Below are 24,560 nucleotides of genomic sequence, written 5' to 3' on the forward strand. Positions count from 1 at the left end.
ACCGGTTTCGCCAGCTTTTGCGCATAAAGGTTCCCCATGACTGCAGACCAACTCAAAGACCTGATCGCCGCCGGCCTGCCCTGCGAGCATATTGCGCTGGAAGGCGATGGCCGACATTGGTTTGCCACCATTGTGTCTGCGCAGTTCGACGGCCAGCGTCTGCTGGGCCGCCAGCGCCTGGTCTATGCCACGCTGGGCAACCGCATGGCCACCGATGAAGTCCATGCCCTGTCCATGAAGACCTACACCCCGGCAGAATGGGCTGCTGCCCAGGCCTGAGGTGGCTTGCAAAGCAAGATTGATAGCTGTCAGCGCTTGCTGCATAAGCGCTGAGTGCATTTTTTACCTATAAACATTCAAGGCTTGAAGCCATGGACAAACTCAAGATCCACGGTGGTCGTCCCCTCAAGGGCGAAGTGATCATTTCCGGTGCCAAAAACGCCGCTCTGCCTGAAATGTGTGCCGCACTGCTCACGGCCGAGCCCGTGCATCTGCACAATGTGCCGCGTCTGCACGATGTGGCCACCATGCGCAAGCTGCTGGCCAATATGGGCGTGCAGACCGAAACCCATGGCGAGCGCGGCGGCATGAGCTTTGTGGCTCCCGACAGTCTGACGCCCGAAGCGCCTTATGAGCTGGTCAAGACCATGCGCGCCTCGGTGCTGGCCCTGGGCCCGCTGCTGGCCCGTTTCGGCCACGCCAAGGTGTCGCTGCCCGGCGGCTGCGCGATCGGCTCGCGCCCGGTGGATCAGCACATCAAGGGCCTGCAGGCCATGGGTGCCATCATCACCGTGGAAAACGGCTATATGCATGCCAGCCTGCCCGAAGGCCGCAAGCGCCTGAAGGGCGCACGCATCACCACCGACATGGTGACCGTGACGGGCACCGAGAACTTCCTGATGGCCGCAGCGCTGGCCGAAGGCGAGACGGTGCTGGAAAACGCCGCCATGGAACCCGAAATCACTGATCTGGCCGAGATGCTGATCAAGATGGGGGCCAGGATCACCGGTCACGGCACCAGCCATATCGTGATTCAGGGCGTGGACAAGCTGCATGGCTGCGAGCATCAGGTGGTGGCCGACCGTATCGAGGCCGGCACCTTCCTCTGCGCCGTGGCGGCCACCAGCGGTGAAGCCTTGCTGCACCACGCGCGTGCCGACCATCTGGGCGCCGTGATCGACAAGCTCAAGGATGCGGGCGTGAGCGTGGACTGCGTGGATGGCGGCCTGAAGGTGGCGTCCTCGGGCAAGCTCAAGGCCCAGGGCTTTCGCACCACCGAATATCCGGGCTTTCCCACCGATATGCAGGCCCAGTTCATGGCGCTGAATCTGGTGGCCGAAGGCACCAGCATGGTGACCGAGACCATCTTCGAGAACCGCTTCATGCATGTCAACGAGATGGTGCGCCTGGGCGCGCGCATCACCACCGATGGCCGCGTGGCGACCATCGAAGGCGGCAAGCGCCTGTCCGGCGCCACCGTGATGGCGACCGATTTGCGCGCTTCGGCCAGCCTGGTGATTGCCGGTCTGGTGGCCGAGGGCGAGACCATCGTCGATCGCATCTACCACCTGGATCGTGGCTACGACCGCATGGAAGACAAGCTGCGCGCCCTGGGCGCCGATATCGAGAGAATTTCCGCATGAGCACCGCAACGCCTGTGACCATCGCCCTGTCCAAGGGCCGCATTTTTGAAGAAACCGTGCCCCTGCTGGCCGCTGCCGGCATCGAGGTGACCGAGGATGTGGAAAAGTCGCGCAAGCTGATTTTCGACACCAACCGCTCCGATGTGCGCGTGGTGCTGGTGCGTGCTTCGGACGTGCCCGTCTATGTGCAATACGGCGGAGCGGATCTGGGTGTCTCGGGCCTGGACTCGCTGATCGAGCATGGCGGCCAGGGCCTGTACCAGCCGCTGGACCTGCAGATTGCCAAGTGCCGCGTCAGCGTGGCCGTGCGCAACGGCTTTGACTATCAGCTGGCCGTCAAGCAGGGCGCGCGTCTGCGCATCGCCACCAAGTACCCCGAGATTGCTCGTAATTTCTTTGCCAAGAAGGGCGTGCACGTGGACATGGTCAAGCTCTACGGCTCCATGGAGCTGGCGCCGTTGACCGGCATGGCCGATGCCATCGTCGACCTGGTGTCCACCGGCAACACGCTCAAGGCCAATGATCTGGTCGAAGTCGAGCCCATCATGGACATCAGCTCGCGTCTGGTCGTCAACCAGGCTTCGCTCAAGCTCAAACAGGCTCCGCTGCGCCACATCATCGATGCGTTTGCGCAGGCCGTTGCCGCCAAGAACAACTGATTTTCCTCACTGGTAAATACTATGGAATTCGTAGCTGCTCCCGCCCGTCTTTCAACCGCTGATGCCCAGTTCGAGCATGATTTTGCGCAGCGTCTGCATTGGTCGGCGGACACGGACGCAGCCATCGAGCAGCGGGTGGCCGACATCCTGGCCGATGTCCAGACCCGCGGCGACGCCGCCGTGCTGGAGTACACGGCACGCTTTGACGGCCTGCAGGCCGATTCCATGGCGGCGCTGGAGCTGACCAAGCAGGAGCTCAAAGCGGCCTTCGAGAGCCTGCCGGCAGCCGAGCGCGAAGCGCTGGAGTCGGCGGCGCGCCGTGTGCGCAGCTATCACGAGGCGCAGAAAAAGGCCAATGGCGAGAGCTGGAGCTACCGCGACGAGGACGGCACGCTGCTGGGCCAGAAGGTCACGCCTCTGGATCGCGTGGGCATCTACGTGCCCGGCGGCAAGGCCGCCTATCCGTCCAGCGTGCTGATGAACGCCATTCCCGCCCATGTGGCCGGTGTGCAGGACATCATCATGGTCGTGCCCACGCCGCAAGGTCAGAAGAACCCGCTGGTGCTGGCCGCTGCCTATGTGGCGGGCGTGCACCGCGCCTTCACCATCGGTGGCGCCCAGGCCGTGGCTGCCCTGGCCTACGGCACGGACACCGTGCCCAAGGTGGACAAGATCACCGGCCCCGGCAATGCCTATGTGGCCAGCGCCAAGAAGCGCGTGTTCGGCATCGTGGGCATCGACATGATTGCCGGTCCTTCGGAGATTCTGGTGCTGGCCGACGGCTCGACCCCGCCCGACTGGGTGGCCATGGATCTGTTCAGCCAGGCAGAACACGACGAGCTGGCCCAGTCCATCCTGCTGTGCCCCGATGCGGCCTATCTCGATGCCGTTCAGGCCGCGATCGACCGCCTGCTGCCCGAGATGCCGCGCAAGGCCATCATCGCCAAGAGCCTGAGCGACCGTGGCGCACTGATTCTGACCAAGGACATGGAAGAGGCTTGCGCGATCAGCAACCGCATTGCGCCCGAGCACCTGGAAGTCTCCAGCCGTGACCCGCACCGCTGGGAGCCTCTGCTGAGGCACGCCGGCGCCATCTTCCTGGGCGCCTATACCTCCGAGAGCCTGGGCGACTACTGTGCCGGCCCGAATCACGTGCTGCCGACCAGCGGCACGGCGCGCTTTTCCTCGCCGCTGGGGGTGTACGACTTCCAGAAGCGCAGCTCCATCATCGAAGTCAGCGAGGCCGGCGCCCAGATCCTGGGCAAGACCGCTGCCGTGCTGGCCTATGGCGAAGGCCTGCAGGGCCATGCCCGTGCAGCCGAAATGCGTCTGAAGTAAATCGGCAAGCGCTCTCCTCTCAAAGCCGTGGCCAGCCCACGGCTTTTTTCATTGCCGGCCAGATCCGTATGCCCCCCGTCCAGGGGCAAATCATCTCCAGATGTTTCGTGGTGCGGGAAAGAGCGGATTTGCTGTGACACTCGGCGAGCTGCGTTGCAGCGGGCATTTGGTAGCCCATTCAAACAAGGGAGCGTGTAGATGAGTCAAGTCGTGAGTTTCTGGCGCCGAGGCAGCTGCAAGTTGCTGGGCGGGCTGTTGCTGGTTGCAGGGCTGGCTGCCTGCGGCGTAGCGCCTTCAAACCAGGATGCCATGCAGGCTGCGCAGACCAGGGCGCCACGCACGCCCAGGGTCGAGTCCACGCTGGGAACGCAATGGGGGGAAGGGCGGGAGTCCGTCACCAAGGTGGTGCACGCATCGCGCCTGACGCCCGAGCGTCCGCGCGATGTGAGCCAGCTTCGCTATTCGGACGAGCTCAGCATTGTCCGTGCTCTTGGCAATGCGGCCGAACGCCAAACCAATGCGCTGTTGGCCGATGGCGATGTGGAGCTGCAGGTGCTCGATGGCAGCGCAGCGGCGCTGCGTATTTTTTCCACGCGTGGGGGACGGGACTTTCATGTCGCGGGCCGCCATGGGGAGCGCTATGAGCTGGTCTACACCAACCGCAGCAATCGCTTCTACGAAGTGGTGACGACGGTGGATGGTCTGGATGTGCTGAGCGGCCAGCCTGGCAGCGTGCGCAGCGGCGGCTATCTGCTGCGCCCTGGTGAGCGACTGGTGATCGACGGCTTCCGAAAGAATGACCGCGAGGTGGCGGCGTTTCGCTTTGCTGGCAAGGGCCGGGCCTATGCCAACAATACGCCCGCAGGTGATGCGCGCAATGTGGGGGTGATTGGTACGGCGCTGTTTGATGTGCGTCTCGACGAGCGCGACCCGGATCTGCCCCGCCGCTCTGCGCCAGGGCTGGAGCAACGCGATCCCCGGGACCCCGTAGCCTTCCCGGCGGATGGCCGGCAGTACGCGCCACCGCCGCAGTATCGGCGCTGAGGTCGGTTCTGCGCTGCCGAGGCCCGACGCTGTCCGGCCTTTGACATGAGGCCTCAGGACGCCGCGGCTGTGGCCGGCACTATAGGCGCTGCGGCTGCGGCAGGAGATGATGAAGTGCGAACGCGAGCACGGCTCCAGTGCAGGGTCGCGTTCTGTGAGCCTTGCGCGCCAAGATAAAGCCGGGCGGGGCCGTCAAAGCGCAGTGATTCTCCGGCCTGCAGAAAATAGTCCATCGGCTGTCCTTCGCAGGTCAGCCAGACAATGCCGCTCTGTGTCTGCAGCCAGAGGCTTTGACCGGCGCCCAGATGCATGGTCTGCACCGATGCGGCGGCTTGCAGGGACAAGGTTTTCCAGGGGGCGTTGGCGGGAGCTGAGTTCATGCCCCGACTTTGCAGAACGCGGGTCTGTACTGCCAGCCACAGCGGCAGTGGATCTGGATGAGTACAGATGCCTGCGGCATGGCATCTGTACTGCTCGTCCTGGCTTTCATCTGTGCTGTATGTGCTCGCCTGCGCCAGTACAGAATCCCGTCATGGATTTTGATGCGTCGACACCGCTATATCTGCAGATTGCCGGGCAACTGAGTCAGGCCATACGACAGGGGGCGCTGGCCCATGGGCAAAAACTGCCTTCGGTGCGCATGTTGGCGCGGCAGTATGGTGTGGCGCAGACCACGGTGGTGCAGGCCTATCACTGGCTGGAAGATGCCCGGCAGGTAACGGCTCGGCCACGTTCGGGATTTTTTGTGGCGCCGCGCGCCGTGCAACTGCCCGAGCCCAAGATTGCCCGGCCCATGCGTCGTCCACGGACTGTGTCGCTGGACTGGCTGGGACAGCGCGTGCTGGGGCGGGAGCAACCAGAAGGCATGGTGTCATTCAGCAGCGGCACCCCGGGCATTGATCTGCTCAACCCCGACCGGGTGCGCCGTGCTTTGACCCGTGCCGTGCAAAAGCACCGTCACCTGCTGTGCACCTATCCAGGCTCGGACGGTCATGAAGAGGCGCGCCGTGCACTGGCGCGCTATGCCGTGGGTTTGGGCTGCAGCCTGGATCCGGAGCGGATTCTCATCACTGGCGGCTGCATGGACAGTGTGGCCCTGTGTCTGCGTGCCGTGACCCAGCCTGGCGATGTGGTGGCGCTGGAGTCGCCCACACATTTTTCCTTTCTGGAGGTGCTGCAGGCCTTGCAGCTGAAGGCCCTGGAGATACCCTGCCACCCGCGCCATGGCCTGTCGCTGGATGCTCTGCAGCTGGCGCTGGAAACCCAGCCTGTCAAGGCCCTGCTGCTGGTGCCCACGCTCAGCAACCCTCTGGGCAGCTGCATGCCCCAGGCTGAGCGCAAAAAGCTGGTACAGCTGGCGCTCCAGCATCAGCTGCCGGTGATCGAGGATGCCATCTATGCCGATCTGGCCGAAGGCGATGCAGCCCGGCGTAGCCTCAAGTCCTATGACGGCACAGGCCAGGTGATGCTGTGCCATTCCTTTTCCAAGACGCTGGCGCCGGGTCTGCGCCTGGGTTGGCTGGAGGCAGGGCGCTGGACGGACAAGGTGCGCCAGATCAAGGAAATGCAGGCAGGCGGCCAATCGGCGGTCCTGGAGCTGGCTCTGGCGGACCTGATCTCACAGGCCGGCCACCATGCCGCCATGCGCCAGTTGCGTGCCGTCATTGCCGCACGGGTCGAGCAAGCCAGGCAAGTGATTGCGCAGAGCTTTCCTGCCGGCACGCGGGTCAGCGATCCACCGGGCGGGCTGCTGCTGTGGCTGGAACTGCCGGCGCCACTGGATGCCATGGCTCTGCATCAAGCCTGTCTGTCCCGGCAGATCCTGATAGCGCCCGGAATGTTGTTTGGTGCTGCCGGTCGCTTCCGGCAGGGAGTCCGTGTGGGTCTGGGAGGCGATTGGACGCCGCAGCATCTGCAGGCCTTGCGGCAGGTGGGAGCCATCGCCTGCTCCATGCTGGCTTCGGTGTGATTTCGAAGTACACGAATTTCGTGTTGCACGAAATTCGTGTACTATCCGGGGCATGAAGAACGTCACCATCACCGTCGAAGACAGCGTGCTTGACTGGGCGCGCATTGAAGCGGCCAGGCGCGGCAGCAGCGTCTCGCGCATGCTGGGTGACTTCATGGCCGAGCTGATGCAGCGCGAGGATGCCTACGAGCGAGCCTACCTGGCCTGGCGCACCGATGAGCGCACCTGGCAAGCTGCCGGCCAGTCGGCCAAATCCCTGGCGCGCAGTGCCAGCAGCAAGCGGGCTGCAGCGCACAGCAATGCCGAAGCCGAGGTGGTCAGGTGAACCCCGTATTTGTCGATACCTCGGTGCTGATCGCCGCGGAAGATGCAGCCGGCGGTGCGCTGTATGCGGCCACGCTGGAATGGCTGGATCTGCTGTGGCGCAGCCGCAGCGGCCGCACCAGCAATCAGGCCCTGGTGGAGTTCTATGACCAGGCGACCACGGCCGCCTTGCCCCTGCCTCAGGGCGATGCCCGCGCCGCCATCCGCCGCTACCAGACCTGGACGCCCTGGAAGACCGACGCCGCCACGCTGGAGACGGCCTGGGCTGTACAGGCCCGCCATGCGCTGGATTTTGGCGACTGCCTGGCCGTGGCCTGCGCCCAGCACAGCGGCTGCAACCAGATGCTGAGCCTGCATCTGCCCCACGGGGCGGAGTTTGGCGGTGTGACCGTGGTGCACCCGCTGGAGCAAGCCGCCACGCAGAATCTTGAGGCTTGAGCGCCACAATCGCAGCGATCGGTATCGACTGCATTGGCCAACGCAAGCCTCGTGTGAAGGAGTGAACCCATGACTGCTCAAGACATCCAGACCAAAGCCCTGCAACGCATTCGCGCCGATGTGCGCGCCATGCAGGGCTACCATGTGCAGCCCGCGCAGGGCCTGCTCAAGATGGACACGATGGAGAACCCCTACCGTCTGCCGCCCGAGCTGCAGCAGAAGCTGGGCGAGCATCTGGGTGCGCTGGAAATCAACCGCTATCCCGGCGAGCGCCAGGAAGTGCTCAAGCAGATGCTGGCCGACTACGCCGGCGCCCCCGCCGGCACCTCGGTGCTGCTGGGCAATGGCTCGGACGAGATCATCACCTTGCTGGCGCTGGCCACGGCCCAGCCCTGCAACGATGCCCGCGCCAAGATGCTGGCGCCCATGCCGGGCTTTGTGATGTATCCGCTGTCTGCCAAGCTGCAGGGTCTGGATTTCGTGGGCGTGAATCTGACGAGCGACTTCGACCTCGATGTGCCGGCCATGCAGGCCGCCATCGCCGAGCACCAGCCTGCCATCACCTATATCGCCTATCCCAACAATCCCACGGCCACGCTGTGGGCCGAGGACAAGGTGCAGGCCGTGATCGATGCCGTGGCCGGGATCGGTGGTCTGGTCGTGATGGACGAGGCCTACCAGCCCTTCGCCAGCCGCAGCTGGATCACCCGCATGAAGGCCGATCCTGCGCGCAATGCCCATGTGCTGCTGATGCGCACGCTGTCCAAGTTCGGTCTGGCCGGTGCGCGTCTGGGCTATCTGATCGGTCCTTCGGCCATCGTCAACGAGATCGACAAGGTGCGCCCGCCCTACAACATCAGCGTGCTCAACTGCGAGACGGCGATTTTTGCGCTGCAGCACGAGTCTCTGTATGCCGAGCAGGCTGCGGCCATCCGTGCCGAACGCCAGCCGCTGATCGATGCGCTGGCCGTGCTGGACGGCGTGGAAAAAGTCTGGCCCTCCGAAGCCAATATGGTGCTGCTGCGCGTGCGCGATGCCGGCAAGGCCCAGATCGAGATGAAGCAGCGCGGCGTGCTGGTCAAGAACGTATCGGCCATGCACCCCTTGCTGCACAACTGCCTGCGCCTGACCGTGGGCACCCGCGAAGAAAACGCCCAGATGCTGGCGGCACTGAAAGAAAGCCTATGAGCAATATCGTCCCCTCCATCGCCCAGAACCTGCCGCGCATTGCCGAAGTGCAGCGCAACACGGCCGAGACCCGCGTCGCCGTGCGCGTCAACCTCGACGGCACGGGCAAGGCCAGCCTGAACTCCGGCATCGGCTTTCTCGACCACATGCTGGACCAGATCGCGCGCCACGGCCTGATCGACATGGACATCGAATGCGCGGGCGATCTGCACATCGACGGCCACCACACGGTGGAGGACATCGGCATCACCCTGGGCCAGGCCTTCGCCAAGGCCATCGGCGACAAGAAAGGCATTCGCCGCTACGGTCATGCCTATGTGCCGCTGGATGAAGCCCTGAGCCGCGTCGTCATCGACTTCTCGGGCCGTCCCGGTCTGCACATGGATGTGAAGTTCACCGCCGGCAGCATCGGCCAGCTCGACACGCAGCTGGTCTTCGAATTCTTCCAGGGCTTTGTCAACCACGCCGGCGTGACCCTGCACATCGACAACCTCAAGGGCTTCAATGCCCATCACCAGTGCGAAACCATCTTCAAGGCCTTCGCGCGTGCCATGCGCTTTGCGCTGGAGCATGATGAGCGCATGGCTGGCGTGATTCCTTCGACCAAGGGTGCTCTGTAATCAGGAGCTTCATGCGCCTGTTCACAGTGAGTTTCAAAGCTATTTGTCTGTAAAAACCAATCTCCATAAGCGGTAGCTGCTATGAGTTTGAAGAACAATACCGTGGCCGTGGTCGATTACGGCATGGGCAATCTGCGCTCGGTCTCGCAGGCGGTGCGCACGGCCGCAGCCGATACCGGCTGGGACGTGGTCGTCACGGCCGACCCCGATGTGGTCCATGCCGCCAACCGCGTGGTCCTGCCCGGTCAGGGCGCCATGCCCGACTGCATGCGCGAGCTGCGCGAATCGGGCCTGCAGCAGGCCGTGCTCGATGCCGCCGTCAACAAGCCGCTGTTCGGCGTCTGTGTGGGCATGCAGATGCTGCTCGACCACAGCGACGAAGGTGATGTGCCGGGCCTGGGGCTGATTCCCGGCAATGTGCGCAAGTTCGATCTCGAAGGCAGGACGCAAGCCGACGGCAGCCGCTTCAAGGTGCCGCAGATGGGCTGGAACCAGGTGCAGCAGACGCAGCAGGGCGGCAAGCCCCATGCGCTGTGGGCCGGAATTCCCGACGGCAGCTTCTACTACTTTGTGCACAGCTTTTATGCGCAGGTGCAACAAAGCGCGCATTGCGCGGCCGAGACCGATTACGGCGGCCTCTTTGCATGTGCCGTCGCACGCGATAATATTTTCGCAACCCAGTTCCACCCCGAGAAAAGCTCGGACCAGGGACTGGCGCTGTTCCGCAACTTCCTGGGCTGGAAGCCCTAAGGTCAACATTGAACCAGTCTTTGCGCGCATCGCAGGACTTATTCACTGTCAACCCGAGTTTCTTCAACCGGCCATTTCTGACGGCCAAACTTGCTAGCAGATCACCATCATGTTGCTCATCCCCGCTATCGACCTCAAGGACGGCCACTGCGTTCGCCTGATTCAGGGTGATATGGACCAGTCCACCACTTTCGGTGAAGATCCCGCGGCCATGGCCGCCAAATGGCTGGATGCTGGCGCCCGCCGCCTGCACCTAGTGGACCTGAACGGCGCCTTTGCGGGTCAGCCCAAGAACCTGTCGGCCATCAAGAGCATCCTCAAGGAAGTCGATGGCGAGATTCCCGTGCAGCTGGGCGGCGGCATCCGTGATCTGGACACCATCGAGCGTTACATCGATCTGGGCATCGAGTACCTGATCATCGGCACCGCTGCCGTGAAGAACCCGGGCTTCCTGCAGGATGCCTGCAGCGCCTTTCCCGGCCACATCATCGTGGGCCTGGATGCCAAGGATGGCAAGGTGGCCATCGACGGCTGGAGCAAGCTCACCGGCCAGGATGTGATCGAGACCGCCAAGCGCTTCGAGGACTGGGGTGTGGAATCCATCATCTACACCGACATCGGTCGTGACGGCATGCTCAGCGGCATCAATATCGACGCCACTGTCAAGCTGGCCCAGTCGCTGAAGATTCCGGTCATCGCCTCGGGCGGTCTGGCCGGCATGGCCGACATCGAAGCGCTGTGCAAGGTGCAGGACGAAGGCGTGGAAGGCGTGATCTGTGGCCGCGCCATCTATACCGGCGATCTGGACTTCGCCGCAGGCCAGGAGCGTGCGGACGAACTCACGGGTGAGTGATTTGACGTTTCAGGCCCAGGCCGCTGACTGGAAAGGACTCCCTGCCATTGCTTTGAAGCTGGGCCAGGGCGACTCGGTGCTGATCTGCCTGCAGGGCGCCCAGGTGCTGTCCTGGGTCGGGCGCGGGCAGGAGCGCCTGTTCCTCAGTCCCCGCGCGGCCCATGACGGCCAGAGCGCCATTCGCGGCGGCATTCCGGTCTGCTTTCCCCAGTTCAATCAGCGCGGCCCCTTGGTCAAGCATGGCTTTGCGCGCATCAGCCACTGGCAGGCCGATGCTGCGCAGCCATCGGGCGAGGATGGTGCGCAGATATCCCTGCGCCTGACGGACAGCGAAGCATCGCGGGCCGTCTGGCCGCATGCCTTCGAAGCCGTGCTCAGGGTCGAGCTCAGGCCCGGCATGTTGCGCGTGGAGCTGGCCGTGCATAACCGCGGCCGGCAGGACCTGTCTTTTACCGCCGCCTTGCACGGCTATCTGCGCGTTGCGCAGGTCGAGCAGGCCAGCTTGCACGGTCTCGAAGGTTTGAGCTATTGGGATGCTGCTGCGGCTCAGCCGGACACCCATGTCACGCAGGAGGGCTGCGTCAGCTTCGGTGCGGAGATCGATCGCGTCTATCCAGGTGCGGCTGCAGCCCTGCAACTGCAAAGCTCGGCTCAGCCATGGCTGCGGCTTGCCCAGGATGCATCCTGGAGCGAAACCGTGGTCTGGAATCCCGGCCCCGCATTGTGCGCCACGCTCAAGGACATGGAGGCCGACAGCTGGCAGCAGATGCTGTGTGTGGAGGCTGCGGCCATTGATGCACCTGTGGTTCTTGCACCCGAGCAGCGCTGGAAGGCGGCGCAAACCTTCGAATGCTTTTGAGACTTTGAACGGGGCGGGGTGATGCCACCCCGAGCCCGGGTCTGTCCTTGTGCGAAGACCTGTTGGCCGTCAGCCTGCTCGGCCCTGTTGCCGGCTCCATGAGCCGGAGCTGCAGAAGCAAGGCGGACGGCGATTCATCGGGATTTGGTGCCCAGAGCATCCGCCAATGCATCGACCAGAGGCGGGTTCAGATAATGCGGGCCGTCGAATGCGAAGACCGTCCAGCCTTGGTAGGCCGCCAACTGCGGCAGGAATTCTTCTGCCATGGCGCTGCGAAATCCGCCGCCCGGTGCAGGCCGGAAGGCCTCTGCAATCACCCGTACCCGTGCCTGGCCCAGATGGGCGGTCAGCATCTGCAGGTATTCGCGTGCCACGTTGGGAGTGCGCGCGTGTACGCCGACGCCGTCCTGGAAAAACACGCCCACATCTTCGGGTATCCAGCGCATGATCCAGTCAACCAGCGCCTGGGGACCCATGTTGGCATTGTCATAGGCGCTGATCCACAGCGGACGTGGCAGTTTGTTGAGAACCTCGGTGAGAAGACTGGGTGCAGCCCAGGTCGGATCGACTTCGACCGGAAAGTACCAGCCGGCAACCCGCAGTGGTAGTGCCGTGATCGCCGCTTTCAAAGCATAGGACTGCATTGCCAGATCTGCGAGACCGGCGCGGGCCTTGGCCTCGTCATGCATGCCGGCCAAGCCGAGAATCAGCTCCTGCGCCCAGGGTTCTGCAGCGATGCGCTCCCAGTCCGGGAGGTAGCGGCTCATAGAGGGCAGGTAAGTGCCGGGCACCAGGCTCAGATTGTCTACGGCCGTCCATTGCACCAGCAGGCGGCGGATGCCCAGGCGCTGCCATGCGCCTTGAGGGCGTAGCGTGCCGGCACTGGGCTGCCAGACCATGCCAGGCAGACGCAGGCTGGGCTTGGCCTGTGCATCAGGCAGGCTGCAGGTCAGCGCCCATGCCAGGCCCAGCGCCTCGCGTCTGGTGCATTGTTCCATCGTCATATCTATGGATCGAGCCGCTTTCTCCTTTCGGAGAAAGCGCTTTTCTTTCATGGCAGCTGGCTCGGAACCGTCCAGGTGAAGCCCAGATTGGAGATGCCGCTGACAAGGCTCTTGAAGTCCGCCAGGCCAGGGGTTCCAACCTGCGGCTCCAGCCAGAACGGGTGGAAGAAGAACGAGGCATAGCCGTCACGCACCGTCTTCACATACTGGGCATTGGTGAGAATGTCCTGCCATGTGTAGTTGAAGGAGGAAGTCGGATCGATCAGGTGGATGTCGTATTCGATGTTTCCCAGGCTTTCGGGCAGCACCTTCTGGCCGTAGTAGTCGGTCTGGATGGGGTAGGGGAAGATCTGGCCCACGGCAAAATCCTTCTCCACCGATGCCGTGAAATTGGGGTTGTCTGCGGTGTAGTACACCACGCGCTGATAAGTCTTGGGGAAGACCTGCGTACTGGCCTTGGATGCCAGCGCCGAGCCCTGGTAGTGCGGGGTTTCCCATGCTGTAGCGCGATATCCATTGAGAGACAACTCCAGCAGACCGGCTCGATAGCGTCCCAAAGCCCAGGTGGTCGAGTCTTCCGGCACGGGCTTGTTGTTGACAATGTCCCAGAACTCGTAGTCATCGCCACTCACTGCCGTATAGCGGTTGCGCACATTGCTGTACTGGTGCGTGTAGCCATGCATCACGATTTCGCCGCCGCGCACCAGTGCATAGTTGAGAGCTCTCTTCAGATTGGTCGCCAGTGACATCGGCACCTGCATCGGCACTCCCGAGTTGTACACGCCAAGAGGATCTTTGTAGTACGGAATGGTCGCAATCGAAAACGGTATCCGCTGCTGGTAGAGGTAGTCCGTCAGCGATTTCATTGCCGTCACGCTGACATTGGCACTCACATCCTCAAGACGGACCATGGCCTTGTGGCTCTCGGCATGGTTCACCCCCAGCATGTCATGCAGCATGTCTGCCAGCACGAGATAGCGATCGCGCGGTCCGATATAGCTGAACGGCATATCCGCCACATACCAGAAGTTGCCCGACCTCACCACATAGGGCGCCTGCTCGCCGGTCTTGGGATTGGACATGGAAACCAGGGTTTGGGCCTTGGTGGTGTCGGTGATGGCCGTCAGCCCCACATCGGGATCCGCATTCACGGCACCAGTGCTGCTGTCGTATGCGTAGTATTTGACAAAGGGCAGGTTTTTGTAGGTGATGGTGTCAAAGAACCCCGGCGTGGTGTTGCTCGCAGTTGGCGCCGCATTGAGTCCTCGTAGCGCCGTCAGGTTGAAGCCATAGCGGGACTGGAAGCCGTAGGTTGGGTCCCAGGCAAACTGCCAGATGTTGTACTTGAACCAGACTATGGTCTTGCTCGAACTGGCGGCATCGGTCATGAAGGCGGCGGGAACCGGGTTGTCGTAGTACGAGCCCAGATAGAACGTGGCGTCGTAGCCGCTGAGCTGGCCTGCCGTGTAGTTCTGCACCGGGACCATATCGACCTTGCTGTCGAAATGTCCGAGCAGATTGCGCAGCATGATGGCATAGCCCATACCGAGCTTGGTGTAGGCCGTATTGGGCGGCGCGTCATAAAGGATCAGTGTGCGGGGACCTGTTTGCGCAAAGGCGCCAGGGCTCGCAAAGAGCATGGCGAGCAGCCATGCCCCAAGAATGCGTCCTAGGGTTTTCATGAGACTCTCCTGAGATCAGTACACGGTGAGGCCTATTGCTGCTGGTCGCGGAATGGACTGCCTGGATTGGGCTTGCCTTTCGGCGGGCTGCCGGGGGAGGAGTTGCCGGGTTTGATAGGCGGCTCGTCCAGCGTGTCATCCCGTGTGAAATCCTTCTTGAAATGTCCTTTGTGGTGATGCGCACGTTCGTTGCGCTTGCGCTCTACGGGTGAAGCGCCTGCGTCCATGCGGATCTGGGAGGCCCCAGGCGGCAAGGGGGGCGGCATGACGTTGGAGGCCAGGGTCCAGTTGGCCCAGGTCAGCAGTGCCAGCACGAGCAGCGCGCGCGTAGCCTGCCTTTGATCATGGGAGTGCATGAGAGTCTCCTTTCTGGAGAGCAGAAAGAAAAAGTGCAAACAACACCATCTCCATAAACTCTAAAAATGGCGATGGGTTCGGGCCTTAAAGGCGTGCCATCTCAAAACACCAAGGCGGCACGTAGAAACACGCCTTTCCCTCTTTCGTCCCCGGCAAGCCGGGCGCGATACTGCAGGGAGAGGTCGAGGTAGGAGCGAGGAGCATGGTCACGGTCCTCGCGGAACCAGAAACGCATGTTCACACCAACGCCAGCGCCCACCGAGCTTTGCTTGCCCGAGGCTGTGCGTTCAGAGTTGTAATCAGCGCCCAGGACTGCGTGCGGAAACAGCACCAGTCTCGAGTCGCCCCCCCCCATACGGAAACTGCGCCCTGCTTGGGCTTCGAAAGTCGCGTAGTTCTGCTTGCGATGAATGAAACGGCCTACTTCGGTGTACACATTGACGGTGTTCCAGCTGGGCACATCGACGCGTAGATCGGTGCCCATGCCGCCCGAATACCCCATGCGCAGCAACCAGTCGTTGCTGGACAGCGAGCCGATGCGCACGCGCCGCTCGACCGCGAGTATGAGGTTGTGATCGCTCAGCGGCTTGGCACGAATGCCGACGGCACCCTGAGTGGTCTCGCCGCCCGTGGGCACATCGTGGCGGCTGTAGACCGTTTGAGCAGCGCCGCCGTACAGCTCCCAGAAGCGGCCGTCGCCGAACTTCTGCGGGCGCCAGTACACCTCGCTGACGAGCTGGGCCACGTCGCCATAGAGGCCGGGCTGGGCGCCAGCCGCGCCCAGGGAAATACCTCGATAGCCGAGCAAGGTGTTGATGCCCCAGGAGCGATCCCGGTCGGCAACTTCACGCCGCGTTTCATATTGCTGCTGCGGCGTCATGGCGAGCCTGCCTTCATGTGCTGCGGCAATGGCCTGCTTGAAGTAGTCGATGGACTGATCGTTCTCGGCCAGCCTGCTGGCAGCGTAGGCGCCATCGCGCAGCGCCGTGTCCGGCAGGCGCTCCTGGTCCCGTGCTCGGTTGAAGATGGACAAGGCACTGCGATCGTCCCCCACGCGGATGGCCAGATAGGCCAGATTGGGGTCGGCGCTTTGCTGCAGCTCAGGCTCCGAGACAGCCTGGGCAAAGCGTGCTGCAGCCTCGTCTCGCCGCCCCAGCTGAAGCAGCAGATCCACCTCGCTGGAAAGCGACAGGCCGCCCATCTGCAAGGCCGCCTGTGCATCGGCATTGGCCGCCTCGGTCATTCCCTGCTCGTGGCGCAGACGACTGCGCAAGGCCAGCACTTCGACGGCATCGGGCTGCAGCTGCAGGGTTTGATCGGCCTCTTCGAGGGCTTGCTCCTTCTGGCCTGCAGCCAGCAAGGCTTGCAGGCGAAGCTGACGGTAGGGTAGATGTCCGGGGTTGAGCTGCACGGCAGCCCCGGCCTTTTCTGCCGCCAAAGCATATTGCCCATCGCTGTAGGCCTGATAGGCCTCATGTGCGACTTTGTATGCCGGGTCTGGCGCCTCCTGCCCGGGCCAGATTTCGCAGCCGGGCACATCGCCGGCGCTGAAGCAGTTGACCAGGGGCAGTGGCAGCTCGTAGTTGCGTGACATGGTTGAGGAGCGCAGCATCTTGAGCTGTTGCCGGCGGCTGCTGACGTCGGCATTGCTGTCCGTCTCCAGCGCCTGAACAAGCCGCTGCGCCCGATCGGTCTGACCGCTGGCCAGCGCCGCATCAACGGCAATGACACCGTAATTCTGCCGTTCCGAGCGCGCCAGATGGGGGGCCGCCAGTGCTGCGTCGAAAGCCTGCACAGAAGCATTGCCGCGACCCTGTGCATGCAGGGCCACACCCAGCAGCACTTGCAGTGCTGGATCGTCCTGCAGTGCCAGCCCTTGCTCTGCCACACGCTGCGCCTGGGCCGCTTGCCCATCCTGAAGCAGCAAGCCCAGCCACTGAAGCCGGGGAGCCAGTGCATCCGGCGCTATTCGGACGCTGGTCTCGGCATACCTGAGGGCCTTGACCATGTCGCCTTGCTCGCGTGCCTGCAAGGCCTGCTCGAAGGGCCGCAGGGCGCGGCGCTGACGTATGGATGTGCGCAGCATCTGCCAATCGGAGTCCGACTGCAGCTGCTTGACCTTGTCCAGCCTTGTTGCCCGGGCTTCGGCCTCGTCGAAGCGCCCGTTCTCGACGAGCAGGTAGACCAGCAGGCGCTGATAGTCCAGACGCCCGGGGGCTGCAGCTACGGCCTGCCTTGCAAGAGGCAAGGCCACGGCGAAGTCGCGCCGCTCGGTTGCGGCATAGGCCTGGCTGGCCTTGGCGTAACCCGCAGGCATGGCCTGTGTTGCCGGGCTCTTGCGCGGGCGCGGCGTGGTGTCTGCTGTCGAGGTGGCAGCCTTTGTCGGCTCTGGTACTGTCGCTGCTGAAGGCGCGGCTGTGCCTGGTGTCTTCGGTGGCTCCTTGGCCGCAGGAGCGGGCAGGGCTTGAGACTCGGGCTGTCTGGCCGGAACGGCTCCCTGATGCATATCGCGCAGAGCCTGGGCCAGGCGCGCATCGCCAGGGTGGCGCTGAAGCTGAGCCTTCAGCACAGCTTCGGCCTGTGCGGGCTGGCCAAAGCGGCGATGGGCTGCCGCCAATTGCAAGGCGATCTCGGTGTTGTCCGGTGCCAGACGCTGAGCCTGCTGCAGCTCGGAGATGGCGCGCTGACCATCTCCGCGCGCCATGGCCTCATACGCCTTGTCGATCCGGGGATAGACCTGAAAGCGCTGTCTGGGAGTGATATCCGGACCTAGATCCACCGTCTGCGCCAGACCATCGTATGGGGTGGCGCATGCCAGGGAAAGAACCAGAATAGGACGAGAAAGCTTCATATATTGGCACCTAAGCAGCAACAGACACGATCGGGGCGGCATCAAGGCGGCGCAAAAGTTGCGCCATGGTGACCTGCAGCTGTTGCTGCAGTCGCAGTGCTTCATCCAGCGTGGCCTGCGTCAACGCCCCCTGGTTCACCAGGAACAGGCCCAGGCTGTCATCGCTTTGCTCATGCCTGAGCAGCAAGGCATTCAGCACGGCCGTGTCGATGCGGCCCAGGGCTTGCAGCACTTCGCCCAGCATCAGCTGCCGCGACACATAGAATTTCCACAGCTCTTTCGCCTGTTCGGCGGATACGCGTTTGCGCTCCACGGCCCAGGTCAGCAGTTCGCGAGCCGGCTCCCCATGCTGTCTTGCATACAGACGCCGCAGCTCGACCGTGACTTCTCCCTTGGGGGCAATGAGGTAGCGCACAGGCCTCTCGAGCTTGCGCTCCAGGGCTGCATGCGAGACCGGGTCTATGACCGACTCGCTGGCCAGGATCAGCGCTTCTCCCTCCTCGCGCAGCGGCACCACGCTGTAATGCAGTGCCAGATGTGCCGGTAGCAGCGCCGCGATCTCGTCGGGGATCAGGTGCTCTCCCAGAAATTCCCATGGAACGCCAGCCTGCTGGGCAACTGCAGCGGCCAGTTGTGCGGTGCTGATCAGGTCCTTGTGCACCAGCGCACTGCCCAGGCGCAAGCCGGGAGTGGGGCGCACCAGTGCTTCCTGCAACTGGCTCTCTGTCAGGGCACCTTGTGCGATCAGTATCTGTCCCAGGGGCTGTCGCAGTCTGGGTCCTTCTCCCAGCATGGGGAAGTCATGATCGGTCTTGGCCCATGCCATGCGCCGGATATCCTTGGCCTGCAGCGCCTGGGCGATTGCCCGCCAGTTGGCCAGAAAGTTCACCAGATTGCCCCATAGCAGGCGCGGAAGCGACATCAATCCCTGGACGATGCCGTAGTAGCTGGTGACGAAGAACATGCGCTGGGCAATGCGGTTGAGCATCAGCATGAAGTTCGCAGCCAGCAGTGCATACAGCCACCAGTCGCCCTGGAAGATGGAGAGAAACCGGTAGCTGTCCGGTACCAGGCGCTGGTAGATCCAGATGGCAATCAGCTGCATCGCCAGCAGCATGGCCAGAAAGCTGGCGAAATTGGTGAGAGCCCCTTTGCGGTCGCGCCAGAGAAAATAGTTCAGCACGCCGCTCTTGGTCCAGCGCAGGGTCTTGAAACCCTGGATCACGATGCCCGTGATCCATCGGGATTTCTGTCGCACCGCCGCATTCAGCGTATCGGGGAAGAACTCCCGCACGCAGATGACGCTGGCTTCACGCGCGCTGCGCCCGTGTCGGCGTGGCTGGTCGGGATCGGCAGGCTGGTCCGCGTCATGCACGGGAAAGCGCACGAAGATCTCGCGCATGCCCAGCTGCTTGAGCCGGAAACCGATGTCGTAGTCCTCGGTCAGGCTCTGGGTATCGAAGGCCACGCCATCGCCCAGCTCCAGCAGCGCCGTGATGGCGCGGCGGCTGAAGCAGGTGCCGACCCCGGCGCTGGGCACCTGGCCCACCATGGCCTCGCGCACGACGATGTCCTTGGCATGCAGTTCGGCAAACTCGTCCAGGTAATGCCCGCCGGTGAATTCGCGCAGCGGCCGCTCCAGGGGGTAGACCGGCAGCTGGATCAGATCCTTGCGATCCACGAGAAAATTGAACAGCCTCAGCTCCAGCCTGGACAGCACGTCTTCCGAGTCATGCAGGATGAAGCCCGCAAATTCGATGCCCGAGCGCTGCTCGAACTGGAAGATGGCATCGAGCACATTGTTGAGACAGTCGGCCTTGCTGGTCGGCCCGGGGCGTGCGCAGACCACGCTGTGCACATTCGGGAAATGGGCTCTTACCTGCTCCACATCGGCGTGGGTCTGGGGGTCGTTGGGGTAGGTGCCGATGAAGATGTGGTAGTTCTCATAGTCCAGCGTGGTTGCCGCCAGCTGCGCCATCTTGCCGATCACGCCATGCTCCTGCCAGGCGGGCACCATGATGGCCAGCGGCTTCTCGTCCACCCCGAGCAAGGCCTTGTGATTCATCTGCTCATGGCGCGAATACACGGTCAGTGCACGCCAAGCGCGCCGTCCCCAGTACATGAGGTCGATGAACAGATCGTCCAGTCCGCTGATGAAGATCACCACCGCAATGACGATGGCGATGCTCTTGAGAACATAGAGGTATCCGGTGAACAGGTCAAGCCAGGACATGGCGCGTCCTTTCAGCGGCTTTCTGGGCCAGGCCTGCGTGATCAGGCCTCAGCATCTGGTGCAGTCTTTTCTCGGTGCGCTGTGCTGCAGTCCCGTCACCAAACGGGTTGCTGCTGGCCTGCATGCTCCGGTAGGCAGCATCGTCATGCATCAGGTGGCGCACGGACTGAACGATCCTGCTTCTGTCGGCTCCGACCAAAGCGGCGCAGCCAGCTTCCAGTACCTCGGGACGCTCGGTCTCGTCGCGCAAGACCAGCACCGGCACCTTGAAGGTTGGCGCCTCTTCCTGCAGTCCGCCGGAATCGGTCAGCACCAGCCAGGCATCGGCCAGGGCCTGCTGCATGGCCAGATAGTCCAGAGGCTCCGTCAGCTTGACATTGGGAAGTCCGCCCAGCAGGCGGTATACGGGCTCCTTGACCACCGGATTGAGGTGGACCGGGAACAGCACCGGCACCTGGGGGAACTCGCGCGCGATATCGGCAATCGCTTCGCACACATGGTCCACATCGGGGCCCCAGTTCTCACGCCTGTGCATGGTGACCAGAATATGGCCCCGGCCCTGCATGCGGCGGTGGATGTGGTGATGCTGGCTGGCCCAGAGCTGGGCATCGACGACGGTGTTGCCGGTGAGCTCGATCTTTTCCTTGGCCACGTTTTCGCGCTCCAGCGCCTGCTGGGCCCTCGGGGTGGGGGCCAGATGCAGACTGGCAATGCGACCTATCATTTGCCGCAGGCCTTCCTCCGGAAAAGGTCGGTGCAGGTTGTAGGTGCGCAGGCCGGCTTCGACATGGACGACGGGAATCTTGAGATAGAAGCCGGCCAATGCACCCTGAAACGCGCTCTCTGTGTCGCCTTGAACGATCACTGCCTCACAGCTCGTATTCGTCAGCACGGACTCCAGCTGAACCCGGCAGCCCGTGGCGAATTCCAGCAGTGAACTTCCTTGCCTTTGCAGCACATGATCGGGCTGGATATGAAAGCAATCCAGCATTTGCGCGGCCATGTCGCCATGCTGGCCGGTATGCAGCCAGATGGGGCGAGCCCAGTGCGTCTGCTGCAGGGCGTGATAGACAGGGGCCAGCTTGATGATTTCGGGCCTGGTCCCGGACACGATGAGCAACTGCGCGATGTCTGGCTTGGCGTGAAGAGCCTCGGAGTCCTGATTCATTGCGTTCTCCCTTTGAGTCAATTGGTATCAGACGTTCTTCATTCGTACCTGCTCAAAATCATCTTTCACGCTCTGCTTCGGGTATGTCAGCCAGCTCCTCGTGCTGGTCGCCATTGGTGCCGGCTTATCTGCTGCATGAGCGGCGCAGCCGCATCGGCGGCTAACCGTCTCTGGCTGCCGTGACCAGTCTCTCGGCACAGCGGCTGGCCTGATCGCCATCCTGCGCTTCCACCATCACATGCAGCAGCGGCTCCGTGCCACTGTGACGCACCAGCACACGCCCGGTAGAACCCAGTTCGGCCTCGACCTGCGCCTGCACTCGTGCCAGCAAGGCATTGCTGCGCCAATCCCGGTCTGGCGACCAGTGCACATTGAGCAATGCCTGAGGGTAGAGCTGCACCGGCAGCAGCCATTGCGATAACGTGCGGCCGGTGCGCACGCAGGCCTGCAATATCTGCAGCGCATTCACCAGACCGTCGCCCGTGCTGTGCCGGTCCAGTATCAGCAGATGGCCTGACCCCTCGCCGCCGAAGGTCCAGCCCCTGCGGCTGAGCTCCTCAAGCACGTAACGGTCGCCGACCTTGGTGCGCATGAAGTCCACATCCAGCACCCCGAATGCCCGCTCCACCGCCATATTTGTCATCAGCGTGCCGACGGCACCCGCAATGCTCTCGTCATGCTCCAGGCGGTCGGCGACGATCAGGTACAGCAGTTCGTCCCCGTTATAGAGCCGGCCGGCGGCATCGACGACCAGCAGGCGATCCGCATCGCCATCCAGGGCGATGCCGAAATCCGCACCGCAGCCGGAAACAGTGGTGGCCAGGAGCTCAGGGTGTGCGGCTCCGGCCCCCTGGTTGATGTTCATGCCATCGGGAGCGCAGCCTATGGCCACCACTTCGGCCCCGAGTTCATGCAAGACCATGGGCGCTATCTGATAGGCCGCACCATGGCCGGCATCGACCACGATCTTCAGTCCCCGCAAGGTGAACGCATGGTCGCAAGTGCTCTTGCAAAACTCTATATAGCGGCCGGCGGCGTCATCCAGGAGCTGGGTTTTTCCGAGTGCGATTGCCGGGACCCAATGCGGCTCATCCAGCAGCATCTGCTCGACGGCTACCTCCCAGACGTAGGGTAGTTTGGTGCCTTTGGCACTGAAGAATTTGATGCCGTTGTCCTCGAAGGTGTTGTGGCTGGCGCTGATGACCACTCCCAGACTGGCCCGCAAGGCCCGCGTGAGATAGGCCACTCCCGGTGTTGGCAGCGTCCCAAGCAGCACCACATCCACGCCAGACGAATTGAAGCCCGACACCAAGGCGCTTTCGAGCATGTGACCCGAGATACGCGTGTCCTTGCCAATCAGCACCGTCGGGCGCTCTTCGTTGCGATGAAGCATTCGTCCGACGACATGGGCGAGATGCAGAGCGAAGTCCGGCGTGATGGGGAAATACCCAGCCCGCCCACGGATTCCGTCGGTACCGAAATATTGGCGTCTCATATCCATGATGATCACCTGTGCCTGAATGCATTCATCGAACGGGATGGGTTTCCGGGTCCGGTCAATTATTTATGACGACAACACTGTCGAAATATTAAAAACTATTGATTTATTTTTTTCATAGTTTCACTAGCAAAAACAATCCGAACAAGAATGCAGCGTAAAAAGAAACATCTTTTTACGCCATGAATATCTGGATGCTGAATTGGGGTTTTATACACAATATTTAAGGTATTTCCCTTCCCGGTCGGGACTGCATTGCTGTCAACCCTAGCGTCAGGCGGCTTGCCGAAGTCCAACCCGCAATAGCTCTGCTTGTCACGCAGTCAGATGCCGCTCTAGGCAGGGCAGCTTCTCTCAGGCTTGTAGGCTTCTCATTGAGAATATCGGTGCCTTTGTTTCCGGATCGCTTGTGGCATGCCTAGTCAGGAGTGGGCGATGGTTCTATGTGCACCAGTTAATCGCAGCCGGAATATCGATGCAGGAAAGAGGTTGCGGCGGAAAACAATAAATCGTGAGGCCGGCTCTGCGTTTACTGTTATTCAATTGGGAGCACAGGGATTTTGTGCCGCTTTATGGATTGGGGCTGCTGCTGAGTTGAATCGTTTCAAATCGAGCAGGTTTGACTCGCGATGCGGTGGCTGCGGCCGGGCTGCGTGCCGCCGAAGCCAGGTGGCAATGCCATGGCAGCGGCAGGGGGGGCGCCGTCGGCAGATGCCCTAGGCAGCGGCGAGGCCGTGGTATCTTTGGACTCCTTGTTCCTAGATATTCCGAGACTGGTCCATGCTTGCCAAACGCATCATTCCCTGCCTTGACGTGACCGGCGGCCGCGTGGTCAAGGGCGTCAATTTTCTGGAGCTGCGCGATGCGGGCGACCCGGTGGAGATTGCCGCACGCTACAACGCCCAGGGTGCAGACGAGCTGACTTTTCTGGACATCACGGCCACCAGCGATGGCCGTGACCTGATTTTGCCCATCATCGAGGCCGTGGCTTCGCAGGTCTTCATTCCGCTGACCGTGGGCGGTGGCGTGCGCAGCGTGGAAGATGTTCGCCGCCTGCTCAATGCCGGAGCCGACAAGACCAGCTTCAACTCCGCCGCCATTGCCAACCCGGACACCATCAATGCCTGCAGCGACAAGTACGGCGCGCAATGTATCGTGGTGGCCATCGACGCCAAGCGCCGCACTCCCGAGGACGAGCAGCGCATCGGCCCCGGCGGCACGCCCATGGGGCCGGGCTGGGATGTGTACAGCCACGGCGGCCGCAAGAATGTGGGGCTGGATGTGGTGCGCTGGGCCGAAGAGATGGCCAGGCGCGGTGCCGGCGAGATCCTGCTGACCAGCATGGACAAGGACGGCACCAAGAGCGGCTTCGATCTGAAGCTCACGCGTGCCGTGGCCGATGCCGTGGCCGTGCCCGTGATCGCATCGGGCGGTGTCGGCAATCTCGAAGACCTGGCCGATGGAGTGACCATTGGCGGCGCCGATGCCGTGCTGGCTGCCAGCATCTTCCACTATGGCGAGTACACCGTGCAGCAGGCCAAGGAATGCATGCGCGCGCGCGGCATTCCCGTGCGTCTCTAAAGTTTTTTGAGAGCTGCTTGCGCAGGCTACAAGCGGCTTTCCATATGTTTTATGGTTGATGTTGGCTGCTGGCCTGCGCTGGAAGCTATACAAAACAAAGGTCTGCAATGAGCTGGCTCGATCAAGTCAAATGGGATGCGCAGGGTCTGGTGCCCGTGATTGCGCAGGAGCAAAGCAGCGGCGACGTGGTCATGTTCGCCTGGATGAACCGCGAGGCACTGGAAAAGACCGCCGAGCTGGGGCGTGCCGTCTACTTCAGCCGCTCGCGCAACAAGCTGTGGTTCAAGGGCGAGGAGTCCGGCCATGTGCAGACCGTGCACGAGATACGCATCGACTGCGACAACGACGTGGTTTTGCTCAAGATCACGCAAGAGGGGCATGATCCCGGTATTGCCTGCCATACCGGCCGCCACTCCTGCTTCTACAGCGTTTTCAAGGACGGACAGTGGCTTGCTGTCGATCCGGTCTTGAAAGATCCTGCTTCCATCTATAAATAAAGTC

Annotated in this window: 23 protein-coding genes; 15 read left to right on the plus strand and 8 right to left on the minus strand. The window is 62.5% G+C overall.

The features are described from left to right. The first annotated feature begins 36 nt into the window (after positions 1-36). The 5 genes from CTR2_RS03685 (at position 37) to CTR2_RS03705 (ending at position 4,684) form a co-directional block, all read left to right on the plus strand. Entirely contained in the window at positions 37-279 is a 243-nt protein-coding gene (locus tag CTR2_RS03685; protein WP_087085035.1) for a BolA family protein, read from the plus strand. 92 nt (positions 280-371) lie between these two features. Next, the gene (murA, locus tag CTR2_RS03690; RefSeq protein ID WP_087085034.1) at positions 372-1,643 is read left to right on the plus strand and encodes a UDP-N-acetylglucosamine 1-carboxyvinyltransferase; all 1,272 of its coding nucleotides are present in this window, start codon (positions 372-374) and stop codon (positions 1,641-1,643) included. Next, positions 1,640-2,302: an ATP phosphoribosyltransferase gene (gene hisG, locus CTR2_RS03695; RefSeq protein WP_003058649.1), complete on the plus strand. Its 663-nt coding sequence runs from the start codon at positions 1,640-1,642 to the stop codon at positions 2,300-2,302. Before murA ends, hisG begins: the two co-directional genes overlap by 4 nt. A 21-nt stretch (positions 2,303-2,323) precedes the next feature. Then, complete coding sequence (hisD, locus tag CTR2_RS03700; protein ID WP_087085033.1) at positions 2,324-3,640, plus strand: histidinol dehydrogenase; 1,317 nt, start codon at positions 2,324-2,326, stop codon at positions 3,638-3,640. A 198-nt stretch (positions 3,641-3,838) separates the two neighbouring features. After that, positions 3,839-4,684, plus strand: a complete 846-nt coding sequence (locus CTR2_RS03705; protein WP_087085032.1) for a hypothetical protein — start codon at positions 3,839-3,841, stop codon at positions 4,682-4,684. A 53-nt stretch (positions 4,685-4,737) separates the two neighbouring features. Here CTR2_RS03705 and CTR2_RS03710 read toward each other — a convergent pair whose 3' ends face one another. Beyond that, a complete protein-coding gene (locus CTR2_RS03710; protein WP_087085031.1) occupies positions 4,738-5,064 on the minus strand; it encodes a DUF2917 domain-containing protein in 327 nt (108 codons plus the stop codon). Positions 5,065-5,216: 152 nt separating this feature from the next. Between CTR2_RS03710 and CTR2_RS03715 the strand changes: the two genes are divergently transcribed. From CTR2_RS03715 to CTR2_RS03750, 8 genes are all read left to right on the plus strand, one after another. Then, the gene (locus CTR2_RS03715) at positions 5,217-6,653 is read left to right on the plus strand and encodes an aminotransferase-like domain-containing protein (RefSeq protein WP_087085030.1); all 1,437 of its coding nucleotides are present in this window, start codon (positions 5,217-5,219) and stop codon (positions 6,651-6,653) included. A gap of 52 nt (positions 6,654-6,705) precedes the next feature. Beyond that, the gene (locus CTR2_RS03720) at positions 6,706-6,978 is read left to right on the plus strand and encodes a hypothetical protein (RefSeq protein WP_238707592.1); all 273 of its coding nucleotides are present in this window, start codon (positions 6,706-6,708) and stop codon (positions 6,976-6,978) included. Continuing rightward, positions 6,975-7,415 carry a PIN domain-containing protein gene (locus CTR2_RS03725; RefSeq protein WP_003058641.1) on the plus strand — a complete coding sequence of 147 codons (441 nt, stop codon included), beginning with the start codon at positions 6,975-6,977 and terminating at the stop codon, positions 7,413-7,415. Before CTR2_RS03720 ends, CTR2_RS03725 begins: the two co-directional genes overlap by 4 nt. Before the next feature lie 69 nt (positions 7,416-7,484). Then, a complete protein-coding gene (hisC, locus tag CTR2_RS03730; protein WP_087085029.1) occupies positions 7,485-8,603 on the plus strand; it encodes a histidinol-phosphate transaminase in 1,119 nt (372 codons plus the stop codon). Then, positions 8,600-9,223, plus strand: a complete 624-nt coding sequence (gene hisB / locus CTR2_RS03735) for an imidazoleglycerol-phosphate dehydratase HisB (RefSeq protein ID WP_003058637.1) — start codon at positions 8,600-8,602, stop codon at positions 9,221-9,223. The genes hisC and hisB overlap by 4 nt, the downstream gene beginning before the upstream one ends. Before the next feature lie 81 nt (positions 9,224-9,304). Further along, complete coding sequence (gene hisH / locus CTR2_RS03740; RefSeq protein WP_034357476.1) at positions 9,305-9,973, plus strand: imidazole glycerol phosphate synthase subunit HisH; 669 nt, start codon at positions 9,305-9,307, stop codon at positions 9,971-9,973. Between the two features lie 109 nt (positions 9,974-10,082). Continuing rightward, complete coding sequence (gene hisA / locus CTR2_RS03745; RefSeq protein WP_003058631.1) at positions 10,083-10,826, plus strand: 1-(5-phosphoribosyl)-5-[(5-phosphoribosylamino)methylideneamino]imidazole-4-carboxamide isomerase; 744 nt, start codon at positions 10,083-10,085, stop codon at positions 10,824-10,826. Further along, positions 10,819-11,685 carry a D-hexose-6-phosphate mutarotase gene (locus tag CTR2_RS03750; RefSeq protein WP_087085028.1) on the plus strand — a complete coding sequence of 289 codons (867 nt, stop codon included), beginning with the start codon at positions 10,819-10,821 and terminating at the stop codon, positions 11,683-11,685. Before hisA ends, CTR2_RS03750 begins: the two co-directional genes overlap by 8 nt. Positions 11,686-11,819: 134 nt before the next feature. On the opposite strand, the gene CTR2_RS03755 is transcribed toward CTR2_RS03750, so the two are convergent. From CTR2_RS03755 to glmM, 7 genes are all read right to left on the minus strand, one after another. Then, complete coding sequence (locus tag CTR2_RS03755) at positions 11,820-12,689, minus strand: DUF4434 domain-containing protein (protein WP_254913450.1); 870 nt, start codon at positions 12,687-12,689, stop codon at positions 11,820-11,822. 47 nt (positions 12,690-12,736) lie between these two features. Further along, the gene (locus CTR2_RS03760) at positions 12,737-14,371 is read right to left on the minus strand and encodes a DUF2334 domain-containing protein (protein WP_087085026.1); all 1,635 of its coding nucleotides are present in this window, start codon (positions 14,369-14,371) and stop codon (positions 12,737-12,739) included. A gap of 32 nt (positions 14,372-14,403) precedes the next feature. After that, positions 14,404-14,727 carry a hypothetical protein gene (locus CTR2_RS03765; RefSeq protein WP_087085251.1) on the minus strand — a complete coding sequence of 108 codons (324 nt, stop codon included), beginning with the start codon at positions 14,725-14,727 and terminating at the stop codon, positions 14,404-14,406. Positions 14,728-14,828: 101 nt separating this feature from the next. After that, complete coding sequence (locus CTR2_RS03770; protein ID WP_087085025.1) at positions 14,829-17,579, minus strand: NfrA family protein; 2,751 nt, start codon at positions 17,577-17,579, stop codon at positions 14,829-14,831. 10 nt (positions 17,580-17,589) lie between these two features. After that, positions 17,590-19,812: a cyclic di-3',5'-guanylate-activated glycosyltransferase NfrB gene (nfrB, locus tag CTR2_RS03775; protein ID WP_087085024.1), complete on the minus strand. Its 2,223-nt coding sequence runs from the start codon at positions 19,810-19,812 to the stop codon at positions 17,590-17,592. After that, positions 19,799-20,980: a non-hydrolyzing UDP-N-acetylglucosamine 2-epimerase gene (wecB, locus tag CTR2_RS03780; protein WP_087085023.1), complete on the minus strand. Its 1,182-nt coding sequence runs from the start codon at positions 20,978-20,980 to the stop codon at positions 19,799-19,801. The genes nfrB and wecB overlap by 14 nt, the downstream gene beginning before the upstream one ends. 160 nt (positions 20,981-21,140) lie before the next feature. Beyond that, complete coding sequence (gene glmM / locus CTR2_RS03785) at positions 21,141-22,475, minus strand: phosphoglucosamine mutase (RefSeq protein WP_003062134.1); 1,335 nt, start codon at positions 22,473-22,475, stop codon at positions 21,141-21,143. A 783-nt stretch (positions 22,476-23,258) separates the two neighbouring features. On the opposite strand from glmM, the gene hisF reads away from it, so the two are divergent. Further along, positions 23,259-24,059, plus strand: coding sequence for an imidazole glycerol phosphate synthase subunit HisF (hisF, locus tag CTR2_RS03790; RefSeq protein WP_003058607.1), 801 nt, complete (start codon positions 23,259-23,261; stop codon positions 24,057-24,059). A 68-nt stretch (positions 24,060-24,127) separates the two neighbouring features. Continuing rightward, the gene (gene hisI, locus CTR2_RS03795; protein WP_254913467.1) at positions 24,128-24,556 is read left to right on the plus strand and encodes a phosphoribosyl-AMP cyclohydrolase; all 429 of its coding nucleotides are present in this window, start codon (positions 24,128-24,130) and stop codon (positions 24,554-24,556) included. Positions 24,557-24,560: the final 4 nt, after the last annotated feature.

Source organism: Comamonas thiooxydans (assembly GCF_002157685.2).
Taxonomy (GTDB): Bacteria; Pseudomonadota; Gammaproteobacteria; order Burkholderiales; family Burkholderiaceae_C; genus Comamonas; species Comamonas testosteroni_H.